The sequence below is a fragment of the Pseudomonas sp. AN-B15 genome, assembly GCF_019056475.1.
Classification (GTDB): domain Bacteria; phylum Pseudomonadota; class Gammaproteobacteria; order Pseudomonadales; family Pseudomonadaceae; genus Aquipseudomonas; species Aquipseudomonas parakoreensis.
This window is the reverse complement of sequence record NZ_CP049737.1, coordinates 4,598,022-4,614,237: the sequence shown is the minus strand read 5'-3', so window position 1 is coordinate 4,614,237 and position 16,216 is coordinate 4,598,022. Positions and strand designations below refer to the sequence as shown.

The 16,216-nt window shown below is 59.5% G+C and carries 10 protein-coding genes and 1 pseudogene; 8 read left to right on the top strand and 3 right to left on the bottom strand.

The genetic code is table 11. The features are described 5' to 3' along the window. Nucleotides 1–165 precede the first annotated feature (165 nt). Nucleotides 166–1,689, bottom strand: coding sequence for a fumarate hydratase (locus GTQ41_RS20880; protein WP_027612504.1), 1,524 nt, complete (start codon nucleotides 1,687–1,689; stop codon nucleotides 166–168). 420 nt (nucleotides 1,690–2,109) lie between these two features. On the opposite strand from GTQ41_RS20880, the gene GTQ41_RS20875 reads away from it, so the two are divergent. From GTQ41_RS20875 to GTQ41_RS20865, 3 genes are all read left to right on the top strand, one after another. After that, nucleotides 2,110–3,216 (top strand): GGDEF domain-containing protein, encoded by a 1,107-nt coding sequence (locus tag GTQ41_RS20875; RefSeq protein WP_047296103.1) that lies wholly within the window; start codon nucleotides 2,110–2,112, stop codon nucleotides 3,214–3,216. Next, nucleotides 3,209–4,144, top strand: coding sequence for an iron-sulfur-binding ferredoxin reductase (locus tag GTQ41_RS20870; protein ID WP_047296100.1), 936 nt, complete (start codon nucleotides 3,209–3,211; stop codon nucleotides 4,142–4,144). The genes GTQ41_RS20875 and GTQ41_RS20870 overlap by 8 nt, the downstream gene beginning before the upstream one ends. 184 nt (nucleotides 4,145–4,328) lie before the next feature. After that, nucleotides 4,329–5,078 (top strand): enoyl-CoA hydratase-related protein, encoded by a 750-nt coding sequence (locus GTQ41_RS20865; protein WP_047296097.1) that lies wholly within the window; start codon nucleotides 4,329–4,331, stop codon nucleotides 5,076–5,078. Between the two features lie 204 nt (nucleotides 5,079–5,282). Here GTQ41_RS20865 and pyk read toward each other — a convergent pair whose 3' ends face one another. Continuing rightward, the gene (gene pyk / locus GTQ41_RS20860) at nucleotides 5,283–6,734 is read right to left on the bottom strand and encodes a pyruvate kinase (RefSeq protein ID WP_041068487.1); all 1,452 of its coding nucleotides are present in this window, start codon (nucleotides 6,732–6,734) and stop codon (nucleotides 5,283–5,285) included. Between the two features lie 172 nt (nucleotides 6,735–6,906). Between pyk and GTQ41_RS20855 the strand changes: the two genes are divergently transcribed. After that, complete coding sequence (locus GTQ41_RS20855) at nucleotides 6,907–7,293, top strand: tol-pal system YbgF family protein (RefSeq protein ID WP_047296095.1); 387 nt, start codon at nucleotides 6,907–6,909, stop codon at nucleotides 7,291–7,293. 229 nt (nucleotides 7,294–7,522) lie between these two features. Then, nucleotides 7,523–7,882, top strand: a complete 360-nt coding sequence (locus tag GTQ41_RS20850) for a PilZ domain-containing protein (protein WP_047296093.1) — start codon at nucleotides 7,523–7,525, stop codon at nucleotides 7,880–7,882. Between the two features lie 147 nt (nucleotides 7,883–8,029). On the opposite strand, the pseudogene GTQ41_RS28680 reads toward GTQ41_RS20850, so the two are convergent. After that, nucleotides 8,030–8,175 (bottom strand): annotated as a pseudogene (locus GTQ41_RS28680) (DUF6124 family protein); the annotation flags it as partial. Nucleotides 8,176–8,606: 431 nt separating this feature from the next. Between GTQ41_RS28680 and GTQ41_RS20845 the strand changes: the two are divergent. The 3 genes from GTQ41_RS20845 to GTQ41_RS20835 all read left to right on the top strand — a co-directional run bounded on the left by GTQ41_RS20845 (nucleotide 8,607) and on the right by GTQ41_RS20835 (nucleotide 16,201). Next, nucleotides 8,607–9,218, top strand: coding sequence for a hypothetical protein (locus GTQ41_RS20845; protein ID WP_155416822.1), 612 nt, complete (start codon nucleotides 8,607–8,609; stop codon nucleotides 9,216–9,218). Between the two features lie 78 nt (nucleotides 9,219–9,296). Next, nucleotides 9,297–12,581, top strand: coding sequence for a hypothetical protein (locus GTQ41_RS20840; protein ID WP_155416821.1), 3,285 nt, complete (start codon nucleotides 9,297–9,299; stop codon nucleotides 12,579–12,581). Then, nucleotides 12,578–16,201 carry a Tc toxin subunit A gene (locus GTQ41_RS20835; protein ID WP_047296091.1) on the top strand — a complete coding sequence of 1,208 codons (3,624 nt, stop codon included), beginning with the start codon at nucleotides 12,578–12,580 and terminating at the stop codon, nucleotides 16,199–16,201. Before GTQ41_RS20840 ends, GTQ41_RS20835 begins: the two co-directional genes overlap by 4 nt. Nucleotides 16,202–16,216: the final 15 nt, after the last annotated feature.

The following is a 16,216-nucleotide window of genomic DNA, read 5'->3' as shown; positions in this document are numbered from 1 at the left end:
GCACGTGCGTGGACAGACGCTATCAACAAGAAAAGATTTCGTAACCTGTCAGATCTGACAGGTGCCAAAAAGCTATTAATGTGCAGGGTGCTCGCACGGACAGGTGGGCACAAAAAAGGCCGGCCCGTCAGATGACGGGCCGGCCTTGTTCATGCTGCGAAACGCTTACTGCACTTCTACCGCCAGGCTTTCGGCGATCTTCTGCTGCCAGATCGCCGGGCCGGTGATGTGTACCGACTCACCGTTGCTGTCCACCGCGACGGTGACCGGCATGTCCTTGACCTCGAACTCGTAGATCGCTTCCATGCCCAGTTCGGCGAAGGCCAGCACCTTGGACTTCTTGATGGCCTGGGCCACCAGGTAAGCGGCGCCGCCCACGGCCATCAGGTACACGGCCTTGTTGTCCTTGATCGCTTCGATCGCGGTCGGGCCACGCTCGGACTTGCCGATCATGCCCAGCAGGCCGGTCTGCTCAAGGATCTGACGGGTGAACTTGTCCATCCGCGTCGCGGTGGTCGGGCCAGCCGGGCCAACCACTTCGTCACCGACCGGATCCACCGGGCCGACGTAGTAGATAAAGCGACCTTTCAGATCCACCGGCAGGGTTTCACCCTTGTTCAGCATCTCGACCATGCGCTTGTGCGCCGCGTCGCGACCGGTGAGCATCTTGCCGTTGAGCAGGACGGTTTCGCCCGGCTTCCAGCTCTGCACTTCTTCCGGGGTCAGGGTGTCGAGGTTGACGCGACGGGCCGACGGGCCGGCTTCCCAGACGATTTCCGGGTAGGCATCCAGCGATGGCGCTTCCAGCGATGCCGGGCCAGAACCGTCGAGCACGAAGTGCGCGTGACGGGTGGCGGCGCAGTTCGGGATCATGCACACCGGCAACGAAGCGGCGTGGGTCGGGTAATCCATGATCTTCACGTCGAGCACGGTGGTCAGGCCACCGAGACCCTGGGCGCCGATGCCCAGCTGGTTGACCTTCTCGAACAGCTCCAGACGGATCTCTTCGATACGGTTCTGCGGGCCACGGGCTTTGAGTTCGTGGATGTCGATGGATTCCATCAACACTTCCTTGGCCATGACCGCGGCTTTCTCGGCGGTGCCGCCGATGCCGATGCCGAGCATGCCTGGTGGGCACCAGCCGGCGCCCATGGTTGGAACGGTCTTCAGTACCCAGTCAACGATCGAGTCGGACGGGTTGAGCATGGCCATTTTCGACTTGTTCTCGGAACCGCCGCCCTTGGCCGCCACGTCCACTTCCACGGTGTTGCCCGGGACGATGGAGTAGTGGATGACCGCCGGGGTGTTGTCCTTGGTGTTTTTGCGAGCGCCCGCCGGGTCGGCGAGGATCGAGGCTCGCAGGACGTTTTCCGGCAGGTTGTAGGCGCGGCGCACGCCTTCGTTGATCATGTCGTCCAGGCTCATGGTCGCGCCATCCCAACGTACGTCCATGCCCACACGTACGAACACGGTGACGATGCCGGTGTCCTGGCAGATCGGGCGGTGGCCGGTGGCGCACATACGCGAGTTGATCAGGATCTGTGCGATCGAATCACGGGCCGCTGGCGATTCTTCGCGCAGGTAGGCTTCGTGCATCGCCTGGATGAAATCCACGGGGTGGTAGTAGGAAATGAATTGCAGGGCGTCGGCAACGCTCTGAATCAGGTCATCTTGCTTGATCACGGTCATGAGTCGCGCTCCTCTAAAAGACGGGAACATTCAATAAGGTGCTTGCAGCTTGGGTGCATCGGTCGGTTGCAAGCACCTTTCAAGGCACGCCGGGGCTGCTGGCGCGACGCTAAAAAGGCGCGGCAGTATACCGCGCCTCTTCAGGGCGTACACGCGCTGGCAGTCATTCGTTGGTCGCATGGCTGGCCCACCCTTTCTGTAGGAGCTGCCGAAGGCTGCGATCTTTTGTCTTTTACTTTTGAAAGCAAGATCAAAAGATCGCAGCCTTCGGCAGCTCCTACAGGTCAGTGCACAAGGGTTTTTGACGTCAATTATCAGGCCCGAAAATCGGTGGTCATTTATCGACCGCCCCTCTAAAGTGGCATCCGGTCTGTAGAGTAGGACACTCGGTCAGCCTCCTATCGCACGGTGAGTCAACGATTGACCCATAACGCCATTCAACGTCTTTTGCTCAAACGCTTCGCCCTCGCTGCGGCCACCTATGGATTGGCTTTGCTGTTGTTGTGGCTGGCATTTTTCACCGGACATTACCCGCAATCACTGAACAGCGTGGCCATCGGCAGTGCGCTGGTGGTGATCTGCCAGGCCACGTTGTTTACGCTGTTCTGGTCCGGGCACAATCAGCGCTTCGCCGACCCCAGCCTGACCGAAGCGCAAGTGCTGCTCGGGCTCGGCTGGCAGACCTGGCTGATCGCTCATCTGGACGAAGCACGTGGCGCGTTTCTGGTGTTCTACGTGCTGATCCTGTTGTTCGGCCTGTTTCATTTATCCCGGCGCGCGTTCATTCGTTGCGCGCTGCTGGTGTTCTTCAGTTTCTGTGCGATCACCCTCTGGGACGGCTATCACTTCCGTCTGCCGGATCCGGCAATGGCGGCGTTGCAGGTGTGCATTCTGGCGATGGTGCTGGCCTGGCTGGTGATCTACGCACGCTTTGTGCAGGTGTCACGGCAACGCATGCGCCAACGCCGGTTTGCCCTGCAGGCGCATCAGGACACCCTGCGCGGAATGATGCGCCAGCTCGAAGATCTGGTGGCCACCGATGAGCTGACCGGACTGTTCAATCGCCGGCATTTTCTGCGTCTGGCTTCCCGCGAACTCGACGACATGGAGCCGGGTGTGGTTCACGGTCTGGCGCTGATCGATCTCGACCATTTCAAGCGCATCAACGATTTGCACGGTCATGCCGCCGGCGATCAGGTGTTGCAGGCCTTCGCCGGTGTGGCGGGTGCCTGCCTGCGTGACGGCGACGTACTGGCGCGTTACGGTGGCGAGGAATTCGTGGTGTTGCTGCCCGACTGCGATGCCGAACGCCTGACGGCTTGTTGTGAACGCCTGCGCATTGCTTTCACTGATGTCGAACTGGTGGGGCTGAACGTGCGCAACCTCAGCCTGTCGGCAGGCATGACCCTGCTGGAACTGGGTGATGATCTGGACGACGCCTTGCAGCGCGCCGATCAGGCGCTGTACCGGGCCAAGCGCGACGGGCGCAATCGCTGTGCAGCGGCGTGGGAGAATGTGGATGCCTGAACTTCGGGTCGGTGACCGGCAATGGTCGGTGGCGGCGGGCAGCAATTTGCTCGACGCGCTGAATCAGCACGGCGTCGCGGTGCCTTACAGTTGCCGCGCCGGCAGTTGCCATGCCTGTCTGGTGCAGTGCGTGAACGGCTTGCCCACCGACAGTCGACCGGACGCCTTGAGTGCCGAACAGCGCCAGGAAGGCTGGCGACTGGCCTGTCAGTGCCAGGTCACGCAAGACTTGCACGTGCACACGTTCGACCCGCTCACTGACGGTCGCCCGGCGCTGGTCCAGGCGCTGGACTGGCTCAGCGACAACGTACTGCGTTTGCGCCTGACCCCGCAACGACCGCTGCGCTACAGCGCCGGGCAACATCTGGTGCTGTGGATCAACCACATCGCCCGGCCATATTCGCTGGCGAGCCTGCCGCAGGAAGACCGCTATCTCGAATTCCACCTCGACTGTCGCCAGCCCGGCGAATTCAGCGATGCGGCGCGGCGCCTGCAGATCGGCGACCCGATCCGCCTCGGCGAGCTGCGCGGCGGCGCCCTGCATTACGACCCGGACTGGCACGCGCGCCCGCTGTGGCTGCTGGCTGCCGGCACCGGGCTGGGGCCGTTGTTCGGCGTGCTGCGCGAAGCCTTGCGTCAGGATCACCAAGGCGCCATCCGCCTTATTCATCTGGCCCATGACGCGCGTGAGCACTATCTGGCCAAACCTCTGGCGGCGCTCGCTGCGCAGCGCGAAAACCTCAGCGTCGAGCTATGGACGGCGGCCGAGTCAGCCGCCGCTTTGGCGCAACTGCGCCTTGTTTCCCGGCAGACCCTGGCCTTAGTCTGCGGCTCGACTGCCAGCGTCGAGGCCTTTGCCAAGCGTCTGTACCTGGCCGGACTGCCGCGCAATCAACTGCTGGCCGATGTGTTTTTGTCCCGCCGTTAAGCGCTGAAACTTTTGGGGCACGGCGCAACCCTGTAGTGAGGGGATTTATCCCCGACGGGCTGCGTAGCGGCCCCAGGATTTTGTGAGCGCTGCGCACTCAATCGGGGATAAATCCCCTCGCCACAAAAGTTTTGCATCACCAAAAAAGAACTTTGTCAGCCCTTTTTAATGTTGAGTAACGCTGATGACCGAAGCCATCCTGCTGGAACGCGAACGCGGTTTGCTCACCCTGCGCCTCAACCGCCCGGACAAGAAAAACGCCCTGACCCGCGCGATGTACAGTCGCCTTGCCGAGGCCCTGAAGCAGGCCGACAGCGATCCTGAAATCACTGCCGTGCTGATCTCTGGCAGCGCCGAATGCTTCACCGCCGGCAACGACATCGCCGACTTCATCCAGCAACCGCCGAGCGACCTCGACAGCCCGGTGTTCCACTTCATGCTCAATCTGCTCGAATGCCGTAAACCAGTGGTTGCCGCTGTGGCCGGTGCTGCCGTGGGCATCGGCACCACATTATTGCTGCATTGCGATCTGGTCTACGTCAGCCGCGATGCGCGGTTGCGCATGCCGTTCGTCAATCTGGGGCTGTGTCCGGAGTTCGGTTCCAGCCTGATCCTGCCGCGTTTGCTCGGGCAGGCCAAAGCGGCCGAGTTGTTGTTGCTCGGTGAAGGTTTCAGCGGTGAGCAGGCCGCGCAGTGGGGCATCGCCAGCGAGGCGCTGGGCAGTGGCGAAGCGGCGCTGAACAAGGCCCGGGAAATGGCTCTGCGTTTCGACGAATTGCCGCCGGACGCGGTGCGCATCAGCAAGCAATTGATGAAGGCGCCGGATCGCGAATTGATCCGTAAGGTGATCGAGGAGGAGGGCGCGCTGTTCACCCAGCGCTTGCGCTCGCCGGAGGCGTTGGCGGCCTTGACCGGGTTTATCAAGCGGCATTGAGATTTTCGCTGGCCGGGCTGGCCTCATCGCTGGCAAGCCAGCTCCCACAGTTTTTGTGGTGGATGCAAGATCTGTGATCACCGCCTGGCCCTGTGGGAGCTGGCTTGCCAGCGATGAGGCCGGAGCCGATACAAAATCTGTTGGAGCAGAATGCAAAAAGCCCCGGCACTCACATGCCGGGGCTTTTGGTTTTCAGCGAATCACTCAGACCTGTGGATCGCCAACGTGCAGGATCTTCATGCCGTTGGTGCCGCCGGTGGTGTGGTAGCTGTCGCCCTTGGTCAGGATGACCCAGTCGCCTTTTTCCACGACGCCGCGCTTGACCAGCTCGTCGATGGCTTTCTGGCTGACTTCGTTCGGGGCCAGCGAAGCCGGATCGAACGGAACGGTGTACACGCCACGGAACATCGCCGCGCGGGCCTGGGCTTCGCGGTGCGGGGTGAAGCAGTAGATCGGCACCGACGAACGGATACGCGACATGATCAGCGGGGTGTAGCCGCTCTCGGTCAGCGCGATGATCGCCTTGACGCCCGGGAAGTGGTTGGCGGTGTACATGGTCGCCAGCGCAATGCTCTCGTCGCAGCGCTCGAATTCCTTGCCGATGCGGTGGCTGGAGGTCTTGCTAGTCGGGTGCTTTTCAGCGCCGACGCAGATGCGCGCCATGGCCTGCACGGCTTCCAGCGGATAAGCGCCGGCAGCGGATTCGGCAGACAGCATCACGGCGTCGGTGTAGTCGAGCACGGCGTTGGCCACGTCGGACACTTCGGCGCGGGTCGGCATCGGGTTCTGAATCATCGACTCCATCATCTGGGTCGCCACGATCACCGCTTTGTTGTGGCGGCGTGCATGCAGAATGATTTTCTTCTGAATGCCCACCAGCTCGGCGTCGCCGATTTCCACACCGAGGTCGCCACGCGCAACCATGACCGCGTCGGAGGCCTTGATCAGACCGTCGAGGGTTTCGTCATCGGCCACGGCTTCGGCGCGTTCGATCTTCGCCACCAGCCAGGCAGTGCCGCCAGCTTCATCGCGCAGTTGACGGGCGTAGTTCATGTCCGCCGCATCACGCGGGAAAGACACGGCGAGGTAGTCGACTTCCATTTCGGCGGCGAGCTTGATGTCGGCCTTGTCTTTTTCAGTCAGGGCCGGAGCAGTCAGGCCGCCGCCGCGACGGTTGATGCCTTTGTGGTCGGACAGCGGGCCGCCGATGGTCACGATGCAGTGCAGTTCGGTGGCGGTGGCGGTTTCAACGCGCATCACCACGCGGCCGTCGTCGAGCAGCAGCTCGTCGCCCACGCCGCAGTCCTTGACCAGATCCGGGTAGTCGATGCCGACCACTTGCTGGTTGCCTTCGGTCAACGGATGGCTGGTGGAGAAGGTGAACTTGTCACCGATCTTCAGCTCGATGCGCTTGTTGGCGAATTTGGCGATACGGATTTTCGGGCCTTGCAGGTCGCCCAGCAGGGCGACGAAGCGACCGTGCTTGGCCGCGAGGTCACGCACCAGCTTCGCACGAGCCTTGTGCTCGTCGGGGGTGCCGTGGGAGAAGTTCAGACGGGCGACGTCCAGACCAGCCAGAATCAGCTGTTCGAGAACTTCCGGCGAGTTACTGGCCGGGCCAAGGGTAGCGACGATTTTGGTACGACGGACGGACATGCAAAGACTCCTCAGGTTCAAGCGCTCGCAGAGGCTACTACGCTCTTTGGGTGTAGTCATTGTTCGTTTGCACTACTTATTGTTTTCTTTATTGAACGCGACAATCGGAACAAAGGACTCTGAAGATTTCTCGCCCGAGGTCGATAATGATCACAAGACAGGAGAATACCCCATGCGATTCGTGCCCATTGCCGCCCTTGCCCTCAGCGTCCTCGCCGTCACGGGCTGCACCCGTTGGTCGATGAACCATCATCTGAACAACGCCTACAGCGCCTATGACCGGGGCAATTGCGAGCAGGTGATGCTCGAACTGTCCAAGGTCGAACGCGCCAGCCGTGCCCGCCCGTATGTGTGGCCGGAAGTGTCGATGATGCGCGGTCAGTGCCTGGAACGGCAAAAAATGTACATCGACGCGGCGCAGACCTACCAGTTCATCATCGCCTCGTACCCCAACAGCGAATACGCCTTCCGCGCTCGCGCGCGCCTGGAAACCCTGCAGAGCCTGGGTCATTACCCGACGCGTAGCGCAGCGGCCGTGCCAGGTCCGCAACGCTTCTGATGCCGGGTGTCATACAAACGCTGGCCGACTGTACAAGCTGAGCTATAGTCCATTGATCCGGTTCGGCGCCTGGCGCCCAAACCGAGGCAACACCTGCGACTGGTAGAGGTTGAGGTGATGGCGTATTGGCGACCGTCACACCGGGAGCGGGGAGAGCGTGTCTGCGAGACGGGCCCGTTCCGAAGCAAAGGTGCGGCTCTGTAGTGGAGCCTTGCATGGCGTACTGCGCATGTTTACTGACCGCCGAATCGAACGGCATCAACTGCCGTACTTCCTCCGGGTGTACAACAGCGTCACCGACAAACCCATCGGTTTTCTGGGCAACGTGTCCGAAGACGGGCTGATGCTCATCAGTCAGTTGCCGATGATGATCGGCGCCGAATTCCATCTACGCCTGAAAATCCCTGCCAGCGATGGTTGCCAGCAGGTGATCGACCTCAACGCGTGTTGCCTGTGGTGCCAGGAAGATGCAACACCGCTGCATTACGACGCCGGCTTCAGCCTGCAACGCCCGCCTCCGGAATACGGGCAATTGGTCGAGGCGCTGCGCCAGTACTTCAGCTTCCAGCCATTGCCGGCTTCGGCCTGACTTCGGCGGCGCTCGCACGATTGCCATCGCGGGCAAGCCCGCTCCCACAGTGTCCGGGGTTGATCAAGGAATGTGTGCACACAACAAATCCCTGGGGGAGCGGGCTTGCCCGCGAAGGCGTCAGACCCGACAACGTCTATCTACGGGCTAACCCACAGCAATCGCCCGCTCACTGTCCAGCGTCTTCTCTGCCAGCAACAACCCATCTCGCTCAACTGATAAATCGCCATCGCCAGATGCCGTGGTTGGTCTTCCAGGCTGCCCGCCAGATCCAGCAGCAGAATGCTCACCGACTAAACGAGAGGTGGCGGCTGGACGCAGGTTAGTCGACCGGGAGGACTACGAAAAAACCGGCGCGCTCGAGGGCGCCCTGCGCACAGCCACCATTGAGTGCGGGGATAGGGAATACCCGACTTGATGACGCTCATGCACCTTTCGCAGTACCTCCCGGGCGACTAAACCCGACCACTGATTGGCAGCGGTACGGATCACGTTACGGGGCATCGGCAAGGCGCACAAGCCGGCGGATTCTGGCGGATCTGTAGGCAAAGGCGCAAGGCGTTGTAGTTTGCTGCGCGTGTCGAAGTAGGACGGGGAATCGTTAGCTGTTCTAGTGTCTATAAAATATTTTTTTAGACGTATTTGATCTTTTTAACTGTCAGTTCTGACAGTAGGCGGGTGAGCAGCGGGGAAGTAAATTAAAACTTCACTTGAGGAGAATGTTATGAAGGACGCGAAAATTGATTTGAGTGAAGTTGAGCGTTGGGCGAAGTTCCAAGCTGAAAGGTCAGGAACTATTTATCATGGGCGAGGTGAGTTTTTTGATGCTGATGTTACTTATTCTGATGGCTGGGATAACGCAGTAACCAGAGTGGCTTATCTTAATCACAGGATTCCAGAGTTGCATGCCTGGTTGTATTATCAATATAAAAAATCTGCCGACGGAAGAGCGGTTGATGTCAGGACTAATATGTACAAAATGACTACGCGTCCAATAGATAAGCCGTGGTACAGAGGGAATTTGAATCTTGAATTTCATAATTTCAGTGTAATACGAACTATACCTTCCCCCGATGCAATGTGGCAGGAAGTACAGCCTTCAGAATTTATTGCCTATGTAAGATACGGATCAATTCCGGTTCAATCCGCTAATATACAATTCCGTATCGCATGCAACTTTGATGGTACTCATAATGATGGGTGGGAGCATTCTTCATGGGAAGTATTTCCAATAAATGCTGTTCAGGGTGATGAGGTAGTTGATGAGAGGCTCGGCAATCCGCGAATCGTTGTCGAGCGATTTTTTGAAGAGCGAAAGAATAAACAGGGTGAATGAGTGAATGGATTTTAATAGTTCCCCAATGAACTATATACAGATGTTCAATTCTTGGGGGTGGAACCGGAGGGAGTGTTCATGGTTCAGGAATATGATGGCGAAACTGGTCCAGCCAGCGCTGTAATTATCACGCCTGCAAATAATGGAACTATCCCTCCTGTTCCGATTTCCGTCACGGGCACCACAAGCCTTCCGATGAATATAGTATTGCACTTGTACCGGGGGCAAGAATCGGTTCAGATAAGTAGCGGAATAATCAACGGGAATACATGGTCCCGCATCCTGAATGCTCATCCCCCTGGTAGTTATCACCTGGAAGCGATTCAGGCTTCGACATCAAGAGTGTCGTTCACTATCGAAGTTACTACACCAATTATTAATGAGCCTTCCGGTGACGTAACGTCACCCCAATTCACAGTGCAGGGTAGTGGTGGTTTATTTAATGATGGTGTAATCACTCTCTATAATGCTGCGGATAATGCCTCGCTGGGTAACGCCACTGTTCGGGTCGGTGGCAGTTGGATGGCTAATATTAGTCTGCCTGTTGAAACACAGCCACTGACTTATTATGCCATTCAGAAAGTCGGCACATACTCATCCTCTAGATCCAATTTGATGACTGTGGTTTTGAAAGTAGCTCCGGTCATCGATTCCCCGTCACCAGGAGCAGTGGTACGCGCCAGCGCTCAACTATTGATTACCGGACGGGGTACGCCGGGAAAAACAATTGACGTGATGAAACCCGGCGGTGGTGTTTTACATGCAACAGCACTTGTTAAATCCAACCGCACATGGGAGGCCCCGTTCAACCAGGATAATTATCCTAACGGTGGTCTGGTCGAAATGCAGGCTGGTCACCGCGGGCTGAATGACTGGACTGCAACGCAATATTTCACCTTGCTTCTGCGGCCGACAATCACGACGCCATCCGAATCAGCAGTGACCGATCCGAGAGGTCCGATAGCGGGGGGGAGGGCTGTTTCAGGTGCCGTTGTCGAAGTCCTAAAGGATTTGGAACATTCATTCAAGATTGGCCAGGGCACAGCAGAAAGCAACGGACAATGGCAGGTCACTGCGTTCACTCAAGACATGCCGCCGGGCAGCTTTACGATTGTTGCGCGGCAGACGCTGTCAGGCGTCACTTCCGATGTAAGTTTGCCGCGCTCGTTCAAAATCCGCCCCCCTGCACTGACCTCCGTCAGCGTCACCTATCCAACCCTCACCACCATCGAGTTTTCCGGCGCAGGTTTTACCGGCGCCACGGTTGAGATCACCATCGTCAACGGCCCGGAAGAGGCGACACCGCCACCTGTCGTAGTCGTGACCGCAGGCAGTTGGAGAACGACCTCACAGAAATGGCCCTTCGGCGTTTACAATTTGAAGGTCGTGCAGAAAGTTTCCGATAACGCCGGAGGCTGGATTCCCTCCCACGAGTACCTGTTCAGGACTTCATCAGAGTTGCCGGCGCCCACAGAGGTGACTCACACCGTTTCCAATTACACCCCGACCTTCACCGGAAAGGGCTTTATCAACGCTTCGGTCGAGGTTACCGACAAGGCCGATGGCAGTGCGGTTGCTCCGGCAACCACCGTCACGGCGCAAGGCTGGTTGACCCGGGCTACTCAGGCTTGGGCGCCCGGTTCGACGCGCACGGTGAAAGTCGTGCAAAAACTGGGTGATGCGGTGTCGGATGCGGTGGAGCGGATCATCAATATCGACCGTTTTCCGGCGCCGACTGAGCTGGCTTGTACGGTGGTCGATTACACGCCGGTCCTGACTGGCAAGGGGGTCAGTGGCGCGACGGTGCACGTGACGGACAAGGCAACCGGCGCGCCGATTGCACCGCCTGCACCGGTCACGGCGCAGGGGTGGTCGGCACGGGCCTCTGCAGTCTGGGAGCCGAACACCACCAAGGTTGTGTTGTTGGTGCAGAAGGACGGTGCGCTCGTTTCCGACCCGGTGGAAATGACAATCACCGTGCCGCTGCTGGCTCCCGTTATCACTGATGTCGAGGACGATGGACTGTCACCGAAAATCTCCGGCACCTGCTGGCCCGGCGCGACGCTGAGCCTGAAATACAGCGACAGCGCGAACGAGCACCGGCCGGTCGGCACCAGCGGCACATGGACCTTCAAGCGCGACGCCGGCTTCGCTCCGGACAGGGAGCACAGGGTGACCGTGATCCAGAGCGTTGCCGGGCGCCCATCGCCGCCCGCTTCGCAAGCGTTTTCAGTCAGCCCGGAGCAGCTGGTGATCACCGAGCCGACTGAAAACACAGACACCCACTACGACATGACCGTGCGCGGAGTCAACGGCTACAACGGTGCGACGTTGCAACTGCGGGATGCGCAATTCGGACGGAATCTGGGTGAGCCGAAACGGCTGACCACTCATGGCGCCTGGTTCGTCGAACTGAAAAAACTCGAGTTTCGCAAATACCAGATCGAAGCCGTGCAAACCATTGCTGGCAGACCTTCTTTGCCCAGTGCCGTGCGCAGCTATTTTGTCGTGCTGGTGCCGCCGGTCATCAGGGTGCCGGCGCCGAATCAATCGCTGGCCCGGACCTCGACGCTTTCGGGCACCGCCGAACCCTTTGGTCAAGTGACGATCTGGCGTGAAAATCCCAGTGAAATCCTGCTTGATAAAGTCCCGGTCAACTTTGTGGGCGAATGGCGTGCCGAGGTAACGTTGCCGGTCGGCAACTACACCGTAAAGGGCCGGCAATTCTTCGAGACCCACGCGTCCAGGGAAAGTCCTCCGCGCACTTACAAAGTGGTGCCTGCCGCCCCGGTGATCGAAAGCCCCGGACGCGGCGTGCACATCGGTCGTCAGGTCGTGGTGTCCGGCTTTGGCTATCCGGGCGACACCGTGCTTGTGACGTTGACAGGCAGCAGGGGCACGACGCGCGCAAGCGCCCCGGTGCTTGAGGACCGTACCTGGTCACTGACGCTGGAAACGGGGCAGTCCGTCGGCCCTGCGAATCTGGTGGCGGTGGCTTCGCGTGATGATTTCGACTCTGCCGCCTCGGCTGCACTTCCAGTGGTACTGGGCACCTATTTGCCAGCTATCGATGAGCCGGCACCGGGATTCCGGGTCGAAAATCCGCTACGTTTCGTCGGCAAGGGACGCACGGGTGTCGGGCGCGTGGTGCCCTGGTTCAACCCTGACACCGTGCTAAGCGCAGGCATTGCCGTCACTGCTCAAGGCTGGAGCGGCGAGGCAACGCAGCCCCTGCTGCCAGGCGGCCAGTGGTGTCGATTCCAGCAGACCATCACTGACGCTGCGGATGGCTCGACCGTATCCGACTGGGTTGAAAGCGAGCGTTTCGAGATCACGTCGATTGCTCCGGGAGCCCGACCATGACCGAGCCTTTGATCCGCCCGGTGCAGCAGTGGCTGAGACAGGTATTCAGTGACGAACAGCGCGAAACCTACGCCGATTTTTGTGATCACCTGGAAAACGGTGGTTCGGTTTTTCCGCTGGTCGAACAAGGCGTTCAGGGGCTGGTCAGGCATTACCGGTTGAGCCCCGACGATGCGCAGACCTTTTTACGCAGGGCCAACAGCCTGGCGGTGTTTGTCCGGCGCCAGTTCATTGAACATTCGTTGAGCGGTTCGAACGCCCGGGTCACCCGCCCCGGGAGCGGTCTGTTGTCGAGGGTCGATGGGCCAAGCTACGAGCAGCTGTTCTCGCCAGATTTCGATGCCATGTGCCCGCCGCAGGCACTGGAGTCAATCGTCTCCCCGGTGGCCTACCTGATTGAGCTGTTGCGCTGGATCGAAGAGAAAATACTCCCCATGGGCAGCGCCGATAAGCTCGATTTGCATGAGCGCCGGCAGGATCTGAAGAGGCTGCTGGTTGACTTCAATGCCGTGCATCAGGCGGTGTCGGCGCTGGACATCATCGTCCCGGTACTCGAAACGTTCATCGAGGAAAACGACAGCGCTACTGACCTCGAAGAGGCGTTGATCCAGACCCGTTATCCCAACGGTCTGCCGTACTACCAGCACTGGGTCACGCTTGATTTTGTCGCCCGGGAACATGGCTTGTCGGTGGGCAATATCGTCCAGATGGTGGATTTGGCCTATCCCTACTTCCTGCAGCCCGAGGCGTGGGACAACGATGCCGGTCGCGCCTTTACCCATGCGTCGCGGTTGGGGCCCTACCAGCGTGAACTGTTGACGGAGGCGCCCACTGACGAGGCAAACAAACTCGAATATTACCAACGCAACTTTGGTACGACCGTAGAAGATTGGCAGGACCTCAATCAGGTGAAGTTCTTTGGCCAGCAAACAGGGCTGGACACCCGTGATATCGAGTCGTTGCTGTCGATTCGCGAATTCGCCCCGACGCGTTCGGCCAACGTCACTGTGTATGAAAGCGAGCAACCGGGCGCTGACGAGAGCCAGCGATCCGGCTCGGTGTACCTCAATGCCGCGACCAGCCCGGCACTCGGCATTGTTTACAGTGAAGACAGCACAACTTTTCTGCATCGTTTTACACAAGACCCGGCCACCATTGACCGCTACGAACGAATGAATCGCAAGTTGCGTCTGGATCGATGGCTGGAACTGCCCAGCGAGCAGGTGGACGCGTTGTTGACGGCGGCGATCAGGGCAGAGACACGTCAGGCGCAACGGGCAGCCCCGTGGTGGATTTCCACCCATCAGGTGCAGGCCCTCGGCTTGTTTCAGTCGCTGCGTGAACGCTATGGCTGTTCGGCAGAGGACTTCGCGGCATTTCTCGATGAAATCCCGATTTACGGCCGTGCCGATGCCCTGTCACTGTTCGATCGTACCTTCAACAGCCAAGGCAATTATCGTCAGCCCCTGGTGCTGGACGGCGAAGCATTTGCGACGCTGCCAGCACAGTCCGGGGCGGAGCTGACGATCAGCCAGTTGTGCAGCGGATTGGCTATCGATCTGCAGACATATGCCTACCTTGCGGTCGCGATCGAACGGGCACACGGGTTCAACGGCACGCTCAGGCGCACCCCGGCAGTCATTTCGAGTTTCTACCGATTGGTGAAGTTGCCACGGTTATTGGGCATTACCCCGGTCGAAGGGGTGTTGATGCTGACCCTGCTGGGTGGCGAGCGCTGGGTCGACGGGCTGGCAGGTGTACCGCGCCTGTACACACGACTCGAAAGCCAAACCCCACCGGACGTGCTCAATCTGATTGATGCCCTGCACGCCTGTGTATCCTGGTGCAGGGATCGCGAAATCCCTGTGCTGTGGACGTTGAACCACGTGGCACCGCTGCAGGCGCTGGCGGTAGCCACGCAGGCTGAGCGTCGGTTGTTTGAGCAGATTCTCAACCTGCTGCCGGCGACGCTGTTCAACAATGCCGGGTTGTCGATGGCTGGCGTGCCCTCGCTGGAAGGGCTGGACTGGCTGCATTTGCTGACCGAGCTGGTCGACGACAGGGGGTTGATCATCGATCTGCAATTACCCGAGGCCCAATACCTGAGCCTGGCCAGGGAAATCTTCGACCAGGCCATCAGGGAAGGGCTGGGCGAGAGCGAAGACGCCGTTCGGAGCGTTCTTGTCGAGCGCATGCTCGGCGTGCTGTTGCAGGCGCGGGAAGCGCAGGTCTCGGTCGTCAGGGAGTGTCTGGTGGCGTACACCGGCCTTGATATCGAACGCGGATTGCTGATGCTGACCTGGGCACAGTCCACCGTTTATCAATTGCTGTCTCAGGTCAGCGCGCGTGCCGATCGTGATGCGGCTGATGCGCTCAGGCGCGCTGCACGTGCTTCTGAACAACCCGACCCGCTGCTGAGCTTGTTGGCTGACGTGCGACGTCGCAGCGCCGTGACGAACCAGCTGGATCTGTCTGCGGTGTTGCTCGAAGACTTTCTGCAGTACGGCCATAAGGCCTGGATGGCTCAGAACGATCGACATCTGCTGTCTATCCGTACCCTGTATTACCTGAGCACACTGGGTCGGGCCTTCGAGCTGAGCGCGCAACCGGCCGGCAAACTGCTCGATTACCTGCGTCAGGTCAATGCATTGCCCAGCCCTCTGACAGGCGACGCGTTGCGCCTGGCACAGGAAGCGGCCGCGTTGCGACTGGCGGCGTTTTTCGACTGGAGCGTGCAGGAGGTGCGTGAGTGTGTCAGCCGCATCGACCCGACGTTGAACATTCTCAACACACTGCCCCAGCTCGATTTGCTGATGCGCATCCGCGTCTTGGCCCGGCACAGCGGCATGGACGCCCTGACGATTTTCCTCGTGGGCAGTCTGCCGGAAGACGTCAACAAGGATGCGTACCGGTTCGCCGCCGAGCGTGCGCTGCTCAGCCTTTCAGACAGCCGCGAGTCGGTGGTGACCTTCGCCGATGAGGTGACGCAACCGCTGGTCACCATGACTTGTGTGGTGGACAAGACTGAGGCGGTGGCCGGCAAGGACGACGAGAAAGTGATGTTTACCGTGACGCTGCGCGATGCCGACAAGCGGCCACTGAGTGGCGTCAATGTGTACTGGCAAGTGAGTCTCGGCACGATTGTGCCCAAGGCCACTGAAGTCGATGGAACGGTAACGGTCGAGTATCTGCCGGGCAAGGTCATGGGGCAGGAAACGCCGCTGTTCTGGCTTGACCTGATCGACGCGCAACAGGCCCCGACCATCAACATCGCCGATGACCCCGATACGCTTTTCTTCCCGGCACCATTAACGTCTCTGGTGCCGTTGGAGCCGGTTCCTGCGGGGCAGGAAATCGCGTTGTACGCCACGCTGCGCGACAACTATCGAAACCCCGGACGCAATCGTCTGGTGCGCTGGTTTGCCAGACCGGCCAGCGGCAGCAGCGGCACGGCGGTGATCCGTCCCGAACAGAATTATGCCGATGCCGAGGGGGTTACACGGGTGTACGTGTCGAGTCCGTCCGGTGGCACGTTCATTTTCAGCGTGCGCTGCGAAGCCAATAACCACCAAATAGATTTTGACCCGGTCACTTTCACCGAAGCCCCGATTCTCCAATGACAGCGTTGGTTGACG

Coding starts and splice junctions, on each gene's coding strand:
- GTQ41_RS20880 (WP_027612504.1), bottom strand. CDS start 1,689: ATGACCGTGATCAAGCAAGATGACCTGATTCAGAGCGTTGCCGACGCC.
- GTQ41_RS20870 (WP_047296100.1), top strand. CDS start 3,209: ATGCCTGAACTTCGGGTCGGTGACCGGCAATGGTCGGTGGCGGCGGGC.
- GTQ41_RS20865 (WP_047296097.1), top strand. CDS start 4,329: ATGACCGAAGCCATCCTGCTGGAACGCGAACGCGGTTTGCTCACCCTG.
- pyk (WP_041068487.1), bottom strand. CDS start 6,734: ATGTCCGTCCGTCGTACCAAAATCGTCGCTACCCTTGGCCCGGCCAGT.
- GTQ41_RS20855 (WP_047296095.1), top strand. CDS start 6,907: ATGCGATTCGTGCCCATTGCCGCCCTTGCCCTCAGCGTCCTCGCCGTC.
- GTQ41_RS20850 (WP_047296093.1), top strand. CDS start 7,523: ATGTTTACTGACCGCCGAATCGAACGGCATCAACTGCCGTACTTCCTC.
- GTQ41_RS20845 (WP_155416822.1), top strand. CDS start 8,607: ATGAAGGACGCGAAAATTGATTTGAGTGAAGTTGAGCGTTGGGCGAAG.
- GTQ41_RS20840 (WP_155416821.1), top strand. CDS start 9,297: ATGGTTCAGGAATATGATGGCGAAACTGGTCCAGCCAGCGCTGTAATT.
- GTQ41_RS20835 (WP_047296091.1), top strand. CDS start 12,578: ATGACCGAGCCTTTGATCCGCCCGGTGCAGCAGTGGCTGAGACAGGTA.